This window comes from Streptococcus sp. 68, from assembly GCF_013277415.1.
Taxonomy (GTDB): Bacteria; Bacillota; Bacilli; order Lactobacillales; family Streptococcaceae; genus Streptococcus.
Genome location: NZ_VMMX01000010.1, coordinates 308,807 through 325,918, shown reverse-complemented (window position 1 = coordinate 325,918; position 17,112 = coordinate 308,807). Strand labels below are relative to the sequence as shown.

Here is a 17,112-nt window from a genome sequence, read left to right as displayed (position 1 = left end):
CCTAGTTTGCTCTTTGATTGTCATTGAGTATCAGATTTAGGAAATTAACTTCCTCGTCTCCAAAAAATCGCTAAGACAATCATGGAACCTAGTACTGCCGGAATGATGGCAGTTCCTGCTATTATCGGTCCCCAAGTCCCAAAAAGCAAATGCCCTATAAAGGCACCAATCCAACCGAGAAACATTTTCCCAAAGCAACCCATTCGCTCTCCACGATTGGTTAGAGTACCTGCTAAAAATCCCACTAGGAGACCAACGAACATACTTCCTAACATATTATCTCCTTAATTTGCCCAATCTCCCTTACGGAAGAGTGGTACACGTGTCCCATCCTCACGGATACCATCGATATCCATTTGACTAGATCCAATCATAAAGTCTACGTGAACATCTGAACGGTTAAGCCCCGCAGCTTCAAGCTCCTCTTCGCTCATCTCCGCTCCACCAACAACGCTAGTTGCATAGGCTGCACCGATAGCCAAGTGATTTGACGCATTTTCATCGAAAAGAGTGTTAAAGAAGGTAATGCCTGACTGAGAAATTGGGCTTGGATCTGGTACCAAGGCACATTCACCCAAGGCACGCGCACCCGCATTTTCAAAGACAAGGTCTTTCATGACCTGATCACCCTTCTCAGCAGTGATATCTACGATTTGTCCATCCTTAAAGGTCACCTTAATACCTTCGATGATATTTCCGTTATAACTAAGCGGTTTTGTAGAGGTTACATAACCATCTGCACGACGAAAGTCAGGCGCTGTGAAGACTTCCTCTGTCGGCATATTTGGCAAGAATCCTTCGCCCTGTGCATTGATTGCACCAGCTGATTCCCAAACGTGGTTCTTCGGCAAGCCAAGGGTCAAATCGGTCCCTGGAGCTGTGTAGTGAAGAGCTGAAAATTGCTCTTTATTAAGCATATCAGCCTTGCTCTTGAGGATAGCTGCATGCTCTTCCCAAGCCTTAACAGGATCTGCTTCGTAGACACGGCAAGTTTTGAAGATTTGGTCCCAAAGGAGATCGACTGCTTCTTCATCGCTCGCAGCATTTGGAAAGACTTTCTTAGCCCACTCAAGTCCAGCAGCGGCTGCTACAGTCCAACTAACCTTGTTGGATTGCGTTGCGATGCGCATTGGCTTCATAGCGAGTCCCATAGCTTTAGCAGAAGCTGAAAGCTTGTCAGCGTCCACACCGTTCAAAGCACCTGGGTCAGAAGAACGAACTCCGAGACGGCTAGCCTTGTTCTCCAAGAGATAGTTCATCTCGGCAATCTTGTATTCTGGTACATTGTCCAGACGCTCCATCGGTGCGTGGAGGAATTTCTCACGGTTAATGACATCATCTGTCCACTGAACGATGACCTCATGCGCACCCAAGGCATAAGCTTCTTTGACGATTAAGTGAGCCAACTCACGTTGCTCCACATCGATAGAGAGAGCCAAAGTATGACCAGGTTGCACGTTAATTCCGTTCGCAACCAACAATTTCGCATATTTTTCTAGATTTTCTTTAAAATTTGGTAAAACCATGTAATTTTCTCTTTTCTATTTTTATTTTTCTTTCAAAGCAGAGAATAATCCTGCTAAAGCAATAGCACCTGACAAGAGTGCTGTTGATAGAAGAATTGTCTGATCAGCAAGTTCTAATTGATATTCAAATACCTTCTCAGCCGGCTTATCTTCCGCAAAAATTCTTAGTTTCATTTTTTTCCCTCCAAGGCCTTAAAACAACTCATCAAACAAACTCAACTGGTTATCCTCTGGCATATTGCCAAGAATACCCATTTCATCCATCTTTTCAACCAAAGTTGAGGAAAGTCCACCACGCTTGCGCAATTCTGTTTTAGAGAGGAATTCTCCCTCTTCACGCGCTCGCACCAACTGCTTGGCAACGTTCTCTCCCAGACCATCCATTGCTACAAATGGCGGAATGAGAGTATCCCCGTCGATGAGGAACTCTGTCGCCTGACTACGGTAGAGATCGAGTTTGCCAAACTTGAAACCACGCTCCCACATCTCATTGACAATCTCAAGAGTTGTATAAAGATCGATTTCCACATTAGAGGCTTCATTGTTCTTCCGTTTTTCAGAGATTTCTTCCATTCTGCGCTTGATAGCATCCAAGCCTGCACCCATAGTCTTAATATCAAAAGCCTTAGCACGAATGGAGAAGTAAGCACAGTAGTAATAAATGGGATGATGAACCTTGAAGTAAGCTACACGCAAGGCCATCATAACGTAGGCTGCCGCATGGGCTTTAGGGAACATGTACTTAATTTTCCCACAGGATTCGATATACCACTCTGGTACCTTATTGCCCTTCATGGCTTCGATATAGCCATTTCTCTCTTCTTCAGAAATCTTCAGCCACAAGCCCTTACGTACGCGTTCCATGATGGTAAAGGCCATCTTAGGTTCAAGACCAGCATGCATGAGGTAAACCATGATGTCGTCCCGACAACCGATAACAGTCGATAGGTCCGCTATTCCTTGCTTAATCAGATCTTGGGCATTGCCCAGCCAAACGTCGGTACCGTGGGACAAACCAGACAGCTGAAGCAATTCTGCAAAAGTTGTCGGATGGGTCTCGTCTACCATTCCACGTACAAAGTTGGTCCCAAACTCTGGAATCCCCAGCATACCCGTCGGTGTTCCGATTTGCTCAGGAGTCACCCCTAGCACATCAGTCCCTGAAAAGAGGGCCATCACACCTTCATCATCCATAGGAATTTCATTAGGATCAATCCCTGACAAATCCTGCAGTTTCCGAATCATGGTCGGATCATCATGTCCCAGTACATCGAGTTTGAGGACGTTCTCGTCTATATCATGGAAGTTAAAGTGAGTGGTCTGCCATTCAGCCGTCACGTCATCCGCTGGATACTGAACAGGCGTGAAATCATAGACATCCATGTAGTTCGGAATAACAACGATTCCCCCCGGGTGTTGGCCTGTCGTTCGTTTGACACCAGCAGCTCCCTGGGCTAGACGTTCCACCTCTGCATCACGATAAAACTTGCCATAATCTCGCTCGTAGCCCTTGACAAATCCATAAGCGGTCTTGGCAGCCACCGTACCAACCGTTCCTGCACGGAAGGCATATTCTTCACCAAAGATATCACGCACATCCAAGTGGGCGCTAGGCTGATCTTCCCCCGAGAAGTTCAAGTCAATATCGGGAACCTTGTCTCCATCAAAACCAAGGAAGGTCTCGAAAGGAATATCCTGTCCGTTTTTACTGAGTTTATAACCACAGTTTGGACAGTCCTTATTGGGCATATCAAATCCTGAACCATACGAACCATCGGTGATAAATTCGCTGTACTGACACTGACCACAGACATAGTGAGGAGAGAGAGGATTGACCTCTGTAATCCCAATCATGGTCGCAACAAAACTAGATCCGACAGACCCACGAGAACCAACCAAGTAACCCCGTTCATTGGAACGTTGCACCAGCATCTGCGATGCCAGATAAATCACGGCAAATCCATTCCCCAGAATAGAGGTTAATTCTTTTTCAATCCGCAAATCAACGATATCTGGCAGCGGATTTCCATAAATCTCAAAGGCCTTCTTGTAGGTCAATTCAGCGACCGTTTCTTCCGCCTTGTCGATGAAAGGCGTGTACAAATCCCCCTTAACAACTTCAACAGGTTCAAAGATTTCTGCCAAGGCATTGGGATTTTCAATAACCAGTTTACGAGCTAATTCCTCTCCCAAGAAGGCAAATTCATCCAACATCTCATTGGTCGTTCTAAAATGGGCTTTTGGCATAGGAGCTGGTTGGGCATGTTCTCCATGACCAATGGTTCGGTTAATCATAGCCCCCTGTCCCAAACTACGGACGATAATTTCACGGTAAATCTCTTCTTCCGGTTCGATATAGTGGACATTTCCCGTAGCCAGAACAGGCTTGCTAAGACGTTCTCCAACCTCTATCAAACTTTTGATAATGGTCTGGAGTTCTTCCATATCCTTGACCTGCTCCTTGGCAATCAAGGGAGCATAGATAGCTGGTGGCATGACCTCGATAAAGTCATAATACTTGGCCACCTCAACCGCCGCATCTACACCTTGAGAAACGACCGCATCAAAAACTTCGCCTTCTGCACAGGCTGATCCTAAAATCAAGCCCTCCCGATGGGCATCTAGAACCGTTCTCGGAATCCGTGGTACCCCTTCAAAGTACTTGGTATTAGACAAGGAAACCAGCTTAAAGATATTTTTTAGCCCTACTTGATTCTTGACATAGATGGTCGCATGCTTAATCCGAGCTTTCTTATAAGAATCTGGACTAATCAAATCAATGTTGAGTCTAGCTAGATCGGTCACACCATGTTTTTCTGCTACTTCTTTGATAAAGATGAAAAGCAGGCGACCAGTAGCTTCCGCATCGTAGTTGGCCATGTGGTGATGTTCTAAGGCCACACCAAAACGCTTGGTCAAAGGGCCCAAACCATGACGTTTATACTCAGGATAGAGGTTTCTAGCAAACTCAAGTGTATCAATAACCGGCTGACTAATCCTTGGAAGACCATGACGCTCATAGTTGGCATTCATAAAGCCAACGTCAAAGGTCGCATTGTGGGCAACTAGGACCGTATCTTTACAAAATTCTTGGAATTCTTGCAAAACTTGTTCCAGTGGCTTGGCATTTTTGACATGGTCATCTGTAATTCCAGTTAACTCAGTAGTAAAAGCTGACAAGGGATGACCAGGATTGATAAATTCATCAAATTCAGCAATGACATTCCCCTTGTACATCTTAGAGGCCGCAACCTGAATCAAATCATTATAGATAGCTGAAAGTCCCGTCGTTTCCACGTCAAAGACCACATAGGTCGCTTCTGACAAGTCCATCCCCACTTCGTTATAGACGATAGGGACACGGTCCTCCACTATATTGGCTTCCATTCCATAGATTAGCTGGATTCCCGCTTTCTTGGCCGCCTTATAGCCATGTGGGAAGGACTGGACATTCCCATGGTCCGTGATGGCAACCGCCTTGTGTCCCCACTTAGCAGCTGTCGCAACGATTTCTTCAACCTCTGGTAGAGCATCCATGGTCGACATATTAGTATGAGCATGAAACTCAACCCGCCGTTCTCCTTCTGGCATCAAATCCTTCCGCTCATAGTGAACAACTTCCTGCACATCCTGCACATTCATAGTCAAATCGCGTGTGAAGTTATTCATCTCCACATTCCCACGCACTCGGAGCCAAGAATTCTTCTTGATAAGGTCAAATTTCTGGGCCTCTTCCTCATTTTTAACCCACTTTTGCATAGAAAAACTTGAAGTGTAGTCCGTCATTTTAAAGTTGATCAAAACACGCCCTGTTCTAGTCACTTTTTGCTCCACATCAAAAACAACTCCTTCAAAGACCAGACGATTTTCCTCCGTCGTCACTTCGATCATAGGAGTAATCTCTGCCTTATCCAGCTTCGGTTTAGCTGCAGCTTTTTTCGTTTGAAAATCAAAGGCTGGTTTCTCTTCCGCTGGAGGAGGTGCCATCTGTTCTAGTTGCTCCATAGCACGGAGCGCTTCCTCATTGGCCACTTGAACAATCTGCTCATTTTTAGCATGAAAGGCCTCTTCCTGCTCTTGGGTCAGCACATCATTCTTCTCGACTTGACAATTAAAAGTTGGAAAACCAAACTTTTCAAGTTGTTTGGCTAAATTAGGAAGGTGATTTTTCTTAAAGTGTTCCTTATCAATCGCCTCAGAGCCTTCAATAAAGAGTTGATTGCCCTCAGCACGAACTTGCAGATTCTGGTAAAGGGACCTAAAACCTTGGCTAGCACATGGCCCTTCAGAGAAAGCCTCCCTATAGTAGGACTGCAAGAGTTGATTTGAAAATTCTTGAGACAGAGCCTTGATTTCAAAAATTGCTTTATTACCTGTCTTAGAAAATTCTTCCCTCAAACCTTTCTTTAATTCTAAAAAGATTTCAATCGGTAAAATATTAGAAAATACGAAATGAAACTCCCATACCTTACTAATTTTATGAACCACAACTCGCTCAATATCAGCCTGCGCTAAAGCAGGAGCCTGTCTTATCTCAGCAGGCATCCCCAGTTGATTCATCAAAATTTCAAAACTATTTGACATTCATTTTCCTCACATTATTCTTCTACTATTTTACCATACTTAGAGGCATTTTCTAAAGACAAAAGGAAGCCACTAAGTGACTTCCTTCTAGAGTGAGGACAGATTAGTCTTCACCTTTGTTTTTCTTAATGATTTCTTCTTGTACTGACTTAGGTACATCTTCGTAGTGGTCAAATACCATCATGAATGTACCACGTCCTTGAGATGCAGAACGAAGAACTGTTGCGTAACCGAACATTTCAGCAAGTGGAACGTAAGCACGAACAATTTGGCTGTTACCGTGTGCTTCCATACCATCTACACGTCCACGACGAGCAGTTACGTGACCCATAACATCACCAAGGTTTTCTTCTGGAACAGTGATTGTTACAAGCATCATTGGCTCAAGGATAGCTGGTTGTGCTGATTTAGCAGCTTCTTTAAGAGCAAGTGAAGCCGCGATCTTGAAGGCAGTTTCAGATGAGTCGACATCGTGGTATGAACCATCGTAAAGCTTAGCTTTAACGTCAACCATTGGGTAACCTGCAAGAACACCGTTAGCCATAGATTCTACCAAACCTTTTTCAACCGCTGGGATAAATTCACGAGGAACCACACCACCGACGATTGCGTTTTCGAATTCGAATCCTTTACCTTCTTCGTTTGGAGTAAATTCAATCCATACATCACCAAATTGACCTTTACCACCAGACTGACGTTTGAAGAATCCACGAGCTTGAGTAGAAGCGCGGAATGTTTCACGGTAAGATACTTGAGGAGCACCTACGTTTGCTTCAACTTTGAACTCACGACGCATACGATCAACAAGGACATCAAGGTGAAGCTCACCCATACCAGAGATAACTGTTTCACCAGTTTCAACGTTTGTTTCAACGCGGAATGTTGGATCTTCTTCAGCCAATTTTTGAAGGGCGATACCCATCTTATCTTGGTCAGCTTTAGATTTTGGTTCAACCATCAATTGGATAACTGGTTCTGGAACGTTGATTGACTCAAGGATGATTTTAGCTTTTTCATCTGTCAATGAGTCACCAGTTGTAGTATCTTTCAAACCAACGGCAGCAGCAATATCACCTGAGTAAACAGTGTCGATTTCTTGACGGCTGTTAGCGTGCATTTGAAGGATACGTCCGATACGTTCACGTTTACCTTTAGAAGTGTTCAATACGTAAGAACCTGATTGAAGAACACCTGAGTAAACACGGAAGAATGTCAAACGACCTACGAATGGGTCAGTCATGATCTTGAAGGCAAGAGCTGCAAATGGCTCTTCGTCAGATGCTGGACGAGTTTCTTCAGCGTCTGTATCTGGGTTAATACCTTTGATTGCTGGGATGTCAAGTGGGCTTGGAAGGTAGTCGATAACCGCATCAAGCATCAATTGAACACCTTTGTTCTTGAAGGCAGAACCACACAATACTGGGAAGAATTCAACGTTGATAGTCGCTTTACGGATACCAGCTTTCAATTCTTCGTTAGTGATTTCTTCACCTTCGAGGTATTTCATCATCAATTCTTCGTCAGTTTCAGCAACTGCTTCGATCAATTTTTCACGGTATTCTTGAGCTTGGTCAAGGTATTCAGCTGGAATATCTTCTTCAAGGATATCTGTACCAAGGTCGTTCGTATAGATTTCAGCTTTCATCTTGATCAAGTCGATGATACCACGGAAGTCATCTTCAGAACCGATTGGCAATTGGATTGGGTGTGCGTTTGCTTGAAGACGATCGTGAAGTGTGCTTACAGAGTAAAGGAAGTCAGCACCGATTTTGTCCATTTTGTTGGCAAATACGATACGTGGAACTCCGTACTCAGTTGCTTGACGCCAAACTGTTTCAGTTTGAGGCTCAACACCTGATTGTGAGTCAAGAACGGTAACCGCACCATCCAATACACGAAGAGAACGTTGTACTTCGATTGTGAAGTCCACGTGTCCTGGTGTGTCGATGATGTTTACGCGGTGGTTATTCCATTGAGCTGTTGTCGCAGCAGATGTGATCGTGATACCACGCTCTTGCTCTTGCTCCATCCAGTCCATTTGTGACGCACCTTCGTGAGTTTCACCGATTTTGTGGATTTTACCAGTGTAGTAAAGGATACGCTCAGTTGTAGTTGTTTTACCAGCATCGACGTGAGCCATGATACCGATATTACGAGTTTTTTCAAGTGAAAATTCGCGTGCCATGAGGTTTGTTTCTCCTATTTATTTTTGATTTCTATTCTATTATAACACGATTTTAATAAAAACGGATAGGCAGGACCTACCCGTTCTCAATGTTTTCATGATATTGTTGGTTTCAACTTACGAGTTGGTAAGTTGAGTTATAGCTAATACTAATCGATTTAGCTAATTTGAACCTGGGCTAAAGTTAATTAGCCGATTTGAGTCGGAACGGGATGCTGTGTGAAAAAGATAAACTTCCTTGTATTCGTCGAATACTGCGTCAGTTTTCTATTTTCACCTTACATCCTTACCGTTCCTAGCATCATGATATAGTTGAGCTCAAGCTAAAAGTCTGGAGAAAAAGATGAATCTCATTGGTTGCAATCGCAACCTGCTTCGATTCCCTATTTTCTCTGGGACTTTCTTAACGCTTTCGCATCCTATCTTACCAACGGAAGTGTGCGAATGCACGGTTAGCTTCAGCCATACGGTGAGTGTCTTCACGTTTCTTAACAGCTGCACCAGTGTTGTTAGCAGCATCCAAGATTTCTTTTGCAAGACGGTCTTGCATTGTGTGTTCACCACGAAGACGAGCGATTGTTACCAACCAACGAAGTCCAAGTGTTGTACGACGTTCTGGACGAACCTCAACTGGGACTTGGTAGTTAGAACCACCAACACGACGTGCACGTACTTCAAGTACAGGCATGATGTTTTCCATAGCTGTTTCAAATACTTCAAGTGCATCGTTTCCAGTAGCTTCTTTGATTTGCTCAAAGGCACCGTAAACGATTGAAGCAGCTGTACCACGTTTACCATCAAGCATAACGCGGTTGATAAGACGAGTAACTAGTTGTGAATTGTAAAGCGGATCTGGCAATACGTCACGTTTTGGAGCTCTATTTTTACGACTCATTTCTCTTTATCCCCTTTCCTTATGCTTTTGGACGTTTAGTACCGTATTTAGAACGGCCTTGTTTACGATCGTTAACACCTGCAGTATCAAGTGCACCACGGACGATATGGTAACGTACCCCTGGAAGGTCTTTTACACGTCCACCACGAAGAAGCACCACGCTGTGTTCTTGCAAGTTGTGTCCGATACCTGGGATGTAGGCAGTAACTTCGATAAGGTTGCTCAAACGTACACGAGCGAATTTACGAAGGGCTGAGTTAGGTTTTTTAGGTGTCATTGTTCCAACACGAGTTGCAACACCACGTTTTTGTGGTGAAGAAACGTTTGTTTGAACTTTTTTATGACTGTTGTAACCAACGTTCAAAGCTGGTGATTTAGATTTTTCTACTTTTGATTTACGCGGTTTGCGAACCAATTGGTTAATTGTAGGCATCTACATTCTCCTGTGTTTTTTTATTTTTGGTGATGATACACTTGGTGACAGCTATCATCTGTGTGTACTTTTGCAACATTTGTCAGCACGTCCCTGTACACTCTTGAGAGACCAAAAGTAAAAAGTACCGTCTATTATTGTAACAAAATTTTCCCTTGCTTGTCAAGATATTTTTCTTTTTTATTCTTAATTTTAGCTCTGCTAACTTCTCAAAGTAACTTCCACTTGCCTAACCAAAGTGGAAATTAGTCTAAAACGAATTTTTATGGTGGAATTAAGTGTGAGACTTTCCGTTCCATCATTGAGAAGATGGGAAAAGACCCGTCAACGATTTCAAAAGAAATCAAGCGCAATCGCATCATGCATCCAACATCCATCAAATCTGATTGCACGGATTGCCCACTTCTCAAAAAGCTCCTTATGTCTGTAACAACGCGTTTTTCTCATACTAAAAGCTAGGTTGTGGAAAACTGGAAGTTAGTTTTATATTGAATTGAAATAAGACATGAACAAATCTATTGGGAAAGTCAACTTAATTTCTAGAAATGTTTTAATAGCAACAACGTACTATTCTAGTTTCAATCTGCTATAGAAGTTACCCTTTTCATCTTTTCATTCTCTCAAAAGTCAATCATAAAAGAGGAGAAATCGAAGTTCCTCCTCTTCACTGTTTACTATCGAATCAAGTAAATCAAATCGTTACTCATTCACAATTTTTTCATCAACTTTAGGGTTTAGAGTTGTTCCCCAATGTGTAATTGTACGTTGTTGTACTAGTGGTAAGTCTGTGCGGTTGTAAACTGTACGCCATGGTTCCCATACAAGACCTGTCTTTTCTTGAACCTTGATGCGAAGATTACGGACATTTCCTCTAAATTGAATCTCTGTTTGGAAGCCTGAAGTTCTGTTTTTTCCGTTATCTTCCCATTGACGTGAACGGATTTCTGGATTTCCTTGTTCATCATATGTAATTTCATCCCAATAGATGTAGTAACGCGCAACATAAGCACCCTTATGATGAAGTTTCAAGAAGCCATTTTTGTAAGAAGTAACCTTCGTTTCGATATAGTCTGTACTATTTTGTAAAGTTGCTTGGGCATTATCTTTTAGGAAGGCAGTCTTATATGAGATTGGCACAGCTGGACTTTGAGCGCTAAAGTTAGCTCCTTCTCTGATGAGTTCCTTCAAGTTTTCGACTGTTCCTGTGACAACTTTGGCGGCACCGCTAGCATTACCTCCTACAATTACCGCTGTTACAGAAGTATTCTTCAATAGACGGCTCCATTCAGAATTTGGAGCAATTGTTGCGCCTTTAATAACCGCATTAATAGCTGCTTTTAATTCAGTAGACTTACTTGCTGACTCAAACTTAACATAGATTTGACGTCCGTAAGAAACGTTTGATACATATACAGGTGGAGTTTGTGAATCAACACCTCTTTGTTTTAAATCTTCAGGTGTCACACTCTTGTCAAATACAGCCGCTGGATTGGTCGGTGCATCAAATGTCGCTGTATAGTAGATTTGTTTAAAGTTTACAACTTCAATTTGCTTTTCACCCTTTTGCACAGCCTCAAAGTCAATCTTGAGCGGTGCACCTGCTTTTTCAAAGTCTGCACCAAATTTTGCTTTCAATTGATTCATGCTATAGGCTGTAGTTGATTCATACTGAACACGGGCAGGAACGGAATGGCTAGATGAGTAATTCTTTGTCCATCTTTCAACCAAGGTATTCATCGCAGACTGCATACCACTAGTTGTAGGATCTGCTTCAATTCGGCTGTCAGACTGAATCATACCAGGTAAATCGACGCTGACTGTCCCCTTTGCACGGGCAAGACTAATCAATTCTGGCTGATTTTCTAGCAGATTTTGGTTTGCTTTATACAAGCCACCTAGGAAGACATTTTGATTTCCATTGATGGAAACATCTGCTGTGCCTGTAGAGAGGGTTTTCTTGATTTTTTCTACAACGACAAACTCTCCATTTTGTTCCTTAGCACTTGTGTTGTAGCGATTTTCTAAGGTTTCTCCCTTGCGAATTAAAATATCTAAAGGATTATAAGTTAAGCCAAAAAGGTAGTCTTTCAATGCTGATGTTTGATCTACTACTGGTGCAGTTCTATCCTGTCCAACTTGAGTTGTTGCTGAACGAAATACTTCCACTTCTGCCAAGCTCAATGGGGTATTTTTAGTTTTCAACTCCACTTTTACATAACGAGCGCCTTTGGCTGTGAAGAAAACTTCAAGTTCTGGCTTCCCACTCAAACTATCAAAGTGTTGACGAGCAACTTCTTGTTTTGCTTCATTTAACAAAACAACATCAAAATTAGAAAGACGATTAGCTACATTCCCATCTCCACGATTGTAAAGTTTAACTTTTCCAACATTCTCTGTTTTTCCAAGATCGACTTGCCACCAAGCATTGTCTTCAAAGTTTGTATGCGTTACAGAATGGTGCCCATAGTCACTATCAACATTACCATCCACTGCTCGTGTAGCAGCTCCTCCATAAGCAGTAGAACTTTGACTAGCTTGTTTTCCACGAGCGATGTTTTCTGTCTCAACTGGACGATTCCCTTGCTCTGTAGCCAAAGCTACTCCCTGAGCGCTCAATAAAAAGGCCGCAACAACAGCACTACACACACCGAGTCCACACTTTTTGACAAAGCGATGCAAACGTTTTTCTTGATTCATTCCTTATTCCTCCGTTTTTAAATGAATACGTTTTCCTATTTGTCTATAGTTTATCAAATTTCAAGTAAAAGTCAAGCACAAATCAGCAAAAAAGTCAAGAAAATAAGAAGAAAACGTTTGCTGAATTTTTCTGATATTTTCTTTAGATTTCCAGTAAATACTATAGTTTGGAAACTAGATAAAACTTGAGAAGGGCTAGCTTTTTCTCTTCCTATTTATAGTTTCACTAGATGAACTTTTTAAAGAAATATTAGAGAGCAATTTCTGAATAAAAATAGCTGGGAACATATCCTCTTCCTAATAATACGTCTTGTCTTATGTGACATTTTTATACTCTTCGAAAATCAAATTCAAACCACGTCAACGTCGCCTTGCCGTACTCAAGTACAGCCTGCGGCTAGTTTCCTAGTTTGCTCTTTGATTTTCATTGAGTATTATTTCCATTATTTATACTGATATATAAAATAATACGGAAAACTTCTCAAAAGTAAGAATTTCTTTGACAAACCAAAGAAAACGCTTGCATATTATTTTGCTACATGCTATACTGATATAGAAATTTATTGATTGGAGAATCATTATGAGAAAAACACCATCTCAAACTGAGAAAAAAATGGTCTACAGCATCCGTTCCCTCAAAAATGGAACTGGTTCTGTCCTTATCGGCGCAAGCCTTGTCCTACTTGCTATGGCTACGTCAACTATCTCAGCCAACGAAAGTACACTAACCACTAACGCAAGTAATAGTGAAACCACTACTGCCCTTGCCCAACCTCTTACTGATGCAACAAACATCGCTGGCAAGAACGAAAGCGATTTTTCTTCACCTAATAATGCAAACGCTTCCCTAGAGAAAACAGAAGAAAAACCTGCAACAGAGCCAACAACTCCTGCTGCAACTTCAGCCGATTCAGCACCACAAACCGGACAAGATCGTTCAAATGAGCCAACTACTTCTACTAGTCCAGTAGCAACTGAAACTAAGGCAGAAGAGCCAATCGAAGACAACTACTTCCGTATCCATGTCAAAAAACTTCCTGAAGAAAACAAGGATTCTCAAGGACTATGGACTTGGGATGATGTTGAAAAACCATCTGAAAATTGGCCAAACGGAGCCTTGTCCTTTAAGGATGCCAAAAAAGACGACTACGGCTACTACCTAGATGTCAAATTAAAGGGAGAACAAGCTAAGAAAATTAGCTTTCTCATCAACAATACAGCTGGAAAAAATCTAACCGGCGATAAATCTGTAGAAAAACTGGCACCAAAGATGAATGAGGCTTGGTTAGACCAAGATTACAAGGTCTTCTCTTACGAGCCACAACCTGCAGGAACTGTTCGCGTCAACTACTACCGTACAGATGGCAACTATGACAAGAAATCTCTCTGGTACTGGGGAGATGTGAAAAATCCAAGTAGCGCTCAATGGCCTGACGGAACAGACTTTACTGCTACAGGCAAATACGGCCGCTATATCGACATTCCTCTTAAGGATGCCGCCAAAGAATTTGGATTTTTACTATTAGATGAGAGCAAACAAGGAGACGATGTGAAAATCCGTAAAGAAGATTATAAGTTCACAGATTTGAAAAATCATAGCCAAATTTTCCTAAAAGACGATGACGAATCGATTTACACAAATCCATACTATGTTCATGATATCCGTATGACAGGTGCCCAACACGTAGGCACTTCTAGCATTGAAAGTAGTTTTTCAACACTTGTTGGTGCTAAAAAAGAGGATATCCTCAAGCACTCCAACATCACTAATCACCTAGGAAACAAAGTAACTATCACCGATGTTGCAATCGATGAAGCTGGTAAGAAAGTGACCTACAGCGGAGATTTCTCTGACACAAAACATCCCTATACTGTTAGCTACAATTCCGACCACTTCACTACCAAAACAAGCTGGCGTCTGAAAGATGAGACTTATAGCTATGATGGCAAACTTGGAGCCGATCTCAAAGAAGAAGGAAAACAGGTTGATTTGACCCTCTGGTCACCAAGTGCTGATAAGGTTTCTGTCGTTGTCTACGACAAGAATGACCCTGACAAAGTAGTTGGAACTGTCGCTCTTGAAAAAGGAGAAAGAGGAACTTGGAAACAAACTCTAGATAGCACAAACAAATTAGGAATCACAGATTTCACTGGCTACTATTATCAATACCAAATCGAGCGTCAGGGTAAAACTGTTCTTGCACTCGATCCTTACGCTAAATCCCTCGCTGCTTGGAATAGTGATCTTGCAAAAACAGACGCTTCCCATAAAGTGGCTAAAGCTGCCTTTGTAAATCCAGCCAAACTAGGACCTCAAGACTTAACTTATGGTAAGATTCACAACTTCAAGACTCGTGAAGATGCCGTTATCTACGAAGCTCATGTGCGTGACTTCACTTCAGATTCCGCTATCGCAAAAGACTTGACCAAACCATTTGGTACCTTTGAAGCCTTTATCGAAAAACTAGACTACCTCAAAGACTTGGGTGTAACCCACATCCAGCTCCTTCCAGTCTTGTCTTACTACTTTGTCAATGAATTGAAGAACCATGAACGCTTGTCTGACTATGCTTCAAGCAACAGCAACTACAACTGGGGATATGACCCTCAAAACTACTTCTCATTGACTGGTATGTATTCAAGCGATCCTAAAAATCCAGAAAAACGAATCGCAGAATTTAAAAACCTCATCAACGAAATCCACAAACGTGGCATGGGAGCTATCCTGGATGTAGTGTATAACCATACAGCTAAAGTCGATATCTTCGAAGACCTAGAGCCAAACTACTACCACTTTATGGATGCAGATGGCACACCTCGAACTAGCTTTGGTGGTGGACGTTTAGGAACAACCCACCATATGACCAAACGAATTCTAGTTGACTCTATCAAATATCTAGTTGATACCTACAAAGTGGATGGATTCCGCTTCGATATGATGGGAGACCACGATGCGGCTTCTATCGAAGAAGCTTACAAGGCTGCACGCGCCCTCAATCCAAACCTCATCATGCTTGGTGAAGGTTGGAGAACCTATGCTGGCGATGAAAACATGCCTACTAAAGCTGCTGACCAAGATTGGATGAAACATACCGATACTGTCGCTGTCTTCTCAGATGACATCCGCAACAACCTCAAGTCTGGTTATCCAAACGAAGGTCAACCTGCCTTTATCACAGGTGGCAAGCGTGATGTCAACACTGTCTTCAAAAATCTCATTGCTCAACCAACCAACTTTGAAGCAGACAGCCCTGGAGATGTCATCCAATACATCGCAGCCCATGATAACTTGACCCTCTTTGACATCATTGCCCAGTCTATCAAAAAAGACCCAAGCAAGGCTGAGAACTATGCTGAAATCCACCGTCGTTTGCGACTTGGAAACCTCATGGTCTTGACAGCTCAAGGAACTCCATTTATCCACTCTGGTCAGGAATATGGTCGCACTAAACAATTCCGTGACCCAGCCTACAAGACTCCAGTAGCAGAGGACAAACAACCAAACAAATCTCACTTGTTGCGTGATAAGGACGGGAATCCATTTGACTATCCTTACTTCATCCATGACTCTTACGATTCTAGCGATGCAGTCAACAAGTTTGACTGGACTAAGGCTACAGATGGAAAAGCATATCCTGAAAATGTCAAGAGCCGTGACTATATGAAAGGGTTGATTGCCCTTCGTCAATCTACAGATGCCTTCCGACTTAAGAGTCTCCAAGATATCAAAGACCGTGTACACCTCATCACTGTCCCAGGTCAAAATGGTGTAGAAAAAGAGGATGTAGTAATTGGCTACCAAATTACTGCTCCAAACGGTGATATCTACGCAGTCTTTGTCAATGCGGACGAAAAAGCTCGTGAATTTAATTTGGGAACTGCCTTTGCCCACCTCAGAAATGCTGAAATTTTAGCAGATGAAAACCAAGCAGGGCCAGTCGGAATTACCAACCCTCAAGGACTTGAATGGACTGAAAAAGGCTTGAAATTGAATGCCCTTACAGCTACTGTTCTTCGAGTCTCTCAAAGTGGAACTAGCCATGAGTCAACTGCAGAAGAGAAACCTGACTCAACCCCTTCCAAGCCTGAACATCAAAATGAAGCTTCTCACCCTGCACATCAAGATCCAGCTCCAGAAGCTAAACCTGATTCTACTAAACCATCTGCAACAGTAGCTGATTCAGAAAATAAACCTAGCCAAGCTACAACTGATTCACAAGCTTCACAACCACATAAAGACAATAATACTCAATCACTTCCAGCTACTTCTACACAAGCTATTGTAACTTCCTACACCCCAGCTTATACAAATAAGAAACCGGAAACTCCAAATCAGGCAACTAAAGCTAGTTGGAAACAAGAAAATGGTATCTGGTATCTCCATAAAGCAGATGGTTCTCTAGCTACTGGTTGGGTGAAAGATGGAGATACTTGGTATTATCTAAAAGATGATGGCTCTATGGTAACTGGTTGGGTGAAAGATGGCAATGTTTGGTACTTCCTAAATAGTAACGGCTCTATGTCAACTGGTTGGGTAAAAGATGGAGATACTTGGTACTATCTAGATCCATCAGGAGCTATGAAAGAAAATCAATGGTTTGAAGTTTCTGGCAAATGGTACTATGTTGATTCATCAGGTAAACTTGCAGTTAATACAAGAGTTGAAGGATATTTGGTCAATGAAAACGGTGAATGGGTTAGCTAAAACTGCTACTGTATAACCTTTGCATAGCTAGATATAACTAATCCAAATACAGGAAGCTCAACGATAACAAATTCCTGTTGGCAGGAA

The 17,112-nt window shown here is 42.4% G+C and carries 9 protein-coding genes and 1 pseudogene; 2 read left to right on the top strand and 8 right to left on the bottom strand.

What is annotated here, in order from left to right; genetic code table 11:
• Nucleotides 1-44: 44 nt before the first annotated feature.
• The 7 genes from HT720_RS06350 to rpsL form a co-directional block, all read right to left on the bottom strand.
• On the bottom strand, nt 45-275 hold the full coding sequence (locus HT720_RS06350; protein ID WP_000901572.1) for a GlsB/YeaQ/YmgE family stress response membrane protein: 231 nt from the start codon (nt 273-275) through the stop codon (nt 45-47).
• 9 nt (nt 276-284) lie between these two features.
• The gene (locus HT720_RS06345; RefSeq protein WP_173274987.1) at nt 285-1,526 is read right to left on the bottom strand and encodes an aminopeptidase; all 1,242 of its coding nucleotides are present in this window, start codon (nt 1,524-1,526) and stop codon (nt 285-287) included.
• Nucleotides 1,527-1,547: 21 nt separating this feature from the next.
• Nucleotides 1,548-1,700, bottom strand: a complete 153-nt coding sequence (locus tag HT720_RS06340) for a hypothetical protein (protein WP_000776626.1) — start codon at nt 1,698-1,700, stop codon at nt 1,548-1,550.
• An 18-nt stretch (nt 1,701-1,718) separates the two neighbouring features.
• Nucleotides 1,719-6,110: a PolC-type DNA polymerase III gene (locus HT720_RS06335; RefSeq protein ID WP_173274986.1), complete on the bottom strand. Its 4,392-nt coding sequence runs from the start codon at nt 6,108-6,110 to the stop codon at nt 1,719-1,721.
• 103 nt (nt 6,111-6,213) lie between these two features.
• Nucleotides 6,214-8,295, bottom strand: a complete 2,082-nt coding sequence (gene fusA, locus HT720_RS06330; RefSeq protein ID WP_000090345.1) for an elongation factor G — start codon at nt 8,293-8,295, stop codon at nt 6,214-6,216.
• Nucleotides 8,296-8,719: 424 nt separating this feature from the next.
• Entirely contained in the window at nt 8,720-9,190 is a 471-nt protein-coding gene (gene rpsG / locus HT720_RS06325) for a 30S ribosomal protein S7 (RefSeq protein ID WP_000087873.1), read from the bottom strand.
• Nucleotides 9,191-9,209: 19 nt separating this feature from the next.
• Nucleotides 9,210-9,623, bottom strand: coding sequence for a 30S ribosomal protein S12 (gene rpsL, locus HT720_RS06320; RefSeq protein WP_001142332.1), 414 nt, complete (start codon nt 9,621-9,623; stop codon nt 9,210-9,212).
• Nucleotides 9,624-9,896: 273 nt separating this feature from the next.
• On the opposite strand from rpsL, the pseudogene HT720_RS06315 reads away from it, so the two are divergent.
• Nucleotides 9,897-10,057: pseudogene (locus HT720_RS06315) on the top strand (helix-turn-helix domain-containing protein); the annotation flags it as partial.
• A gap of 265 nt (nt 10,058-10,322) precedes the next feature.
• Here HT720_RS06315 and HT720_RS06310 read toward each other — a convergent pair.
• The gene (locus HT720_RS06310; RefSeq protein ID WP_173274985.1) at nt 10,323-12,320 is read right to left on the bottom strand and encodes a thiol-activated cytolysin family protein; all 1,998 of its coding nucleotides are present in this window, start codon (nt 12,318-12,320) and stop codon (nt 10,323-10,325) included.
• 580 nt (nt 12,321-12,900) lie between these two features.
• On the opposite strand from HT720_RS06310, the gene HT720_RS06305 reads away from it, so the two are divergent.
• Nucleotides 12,901-17,025, top strand: coding sequence for a pullulanase (locus tag HT720_RS06305; protein WP_240156325.1), 4,125 nt, complete (start codon nt 12,901-12,903; stop codon nt 17,023-17,025).
• Nucleotides 17,026-17,112: the final 87 nt, after the last annotated feature.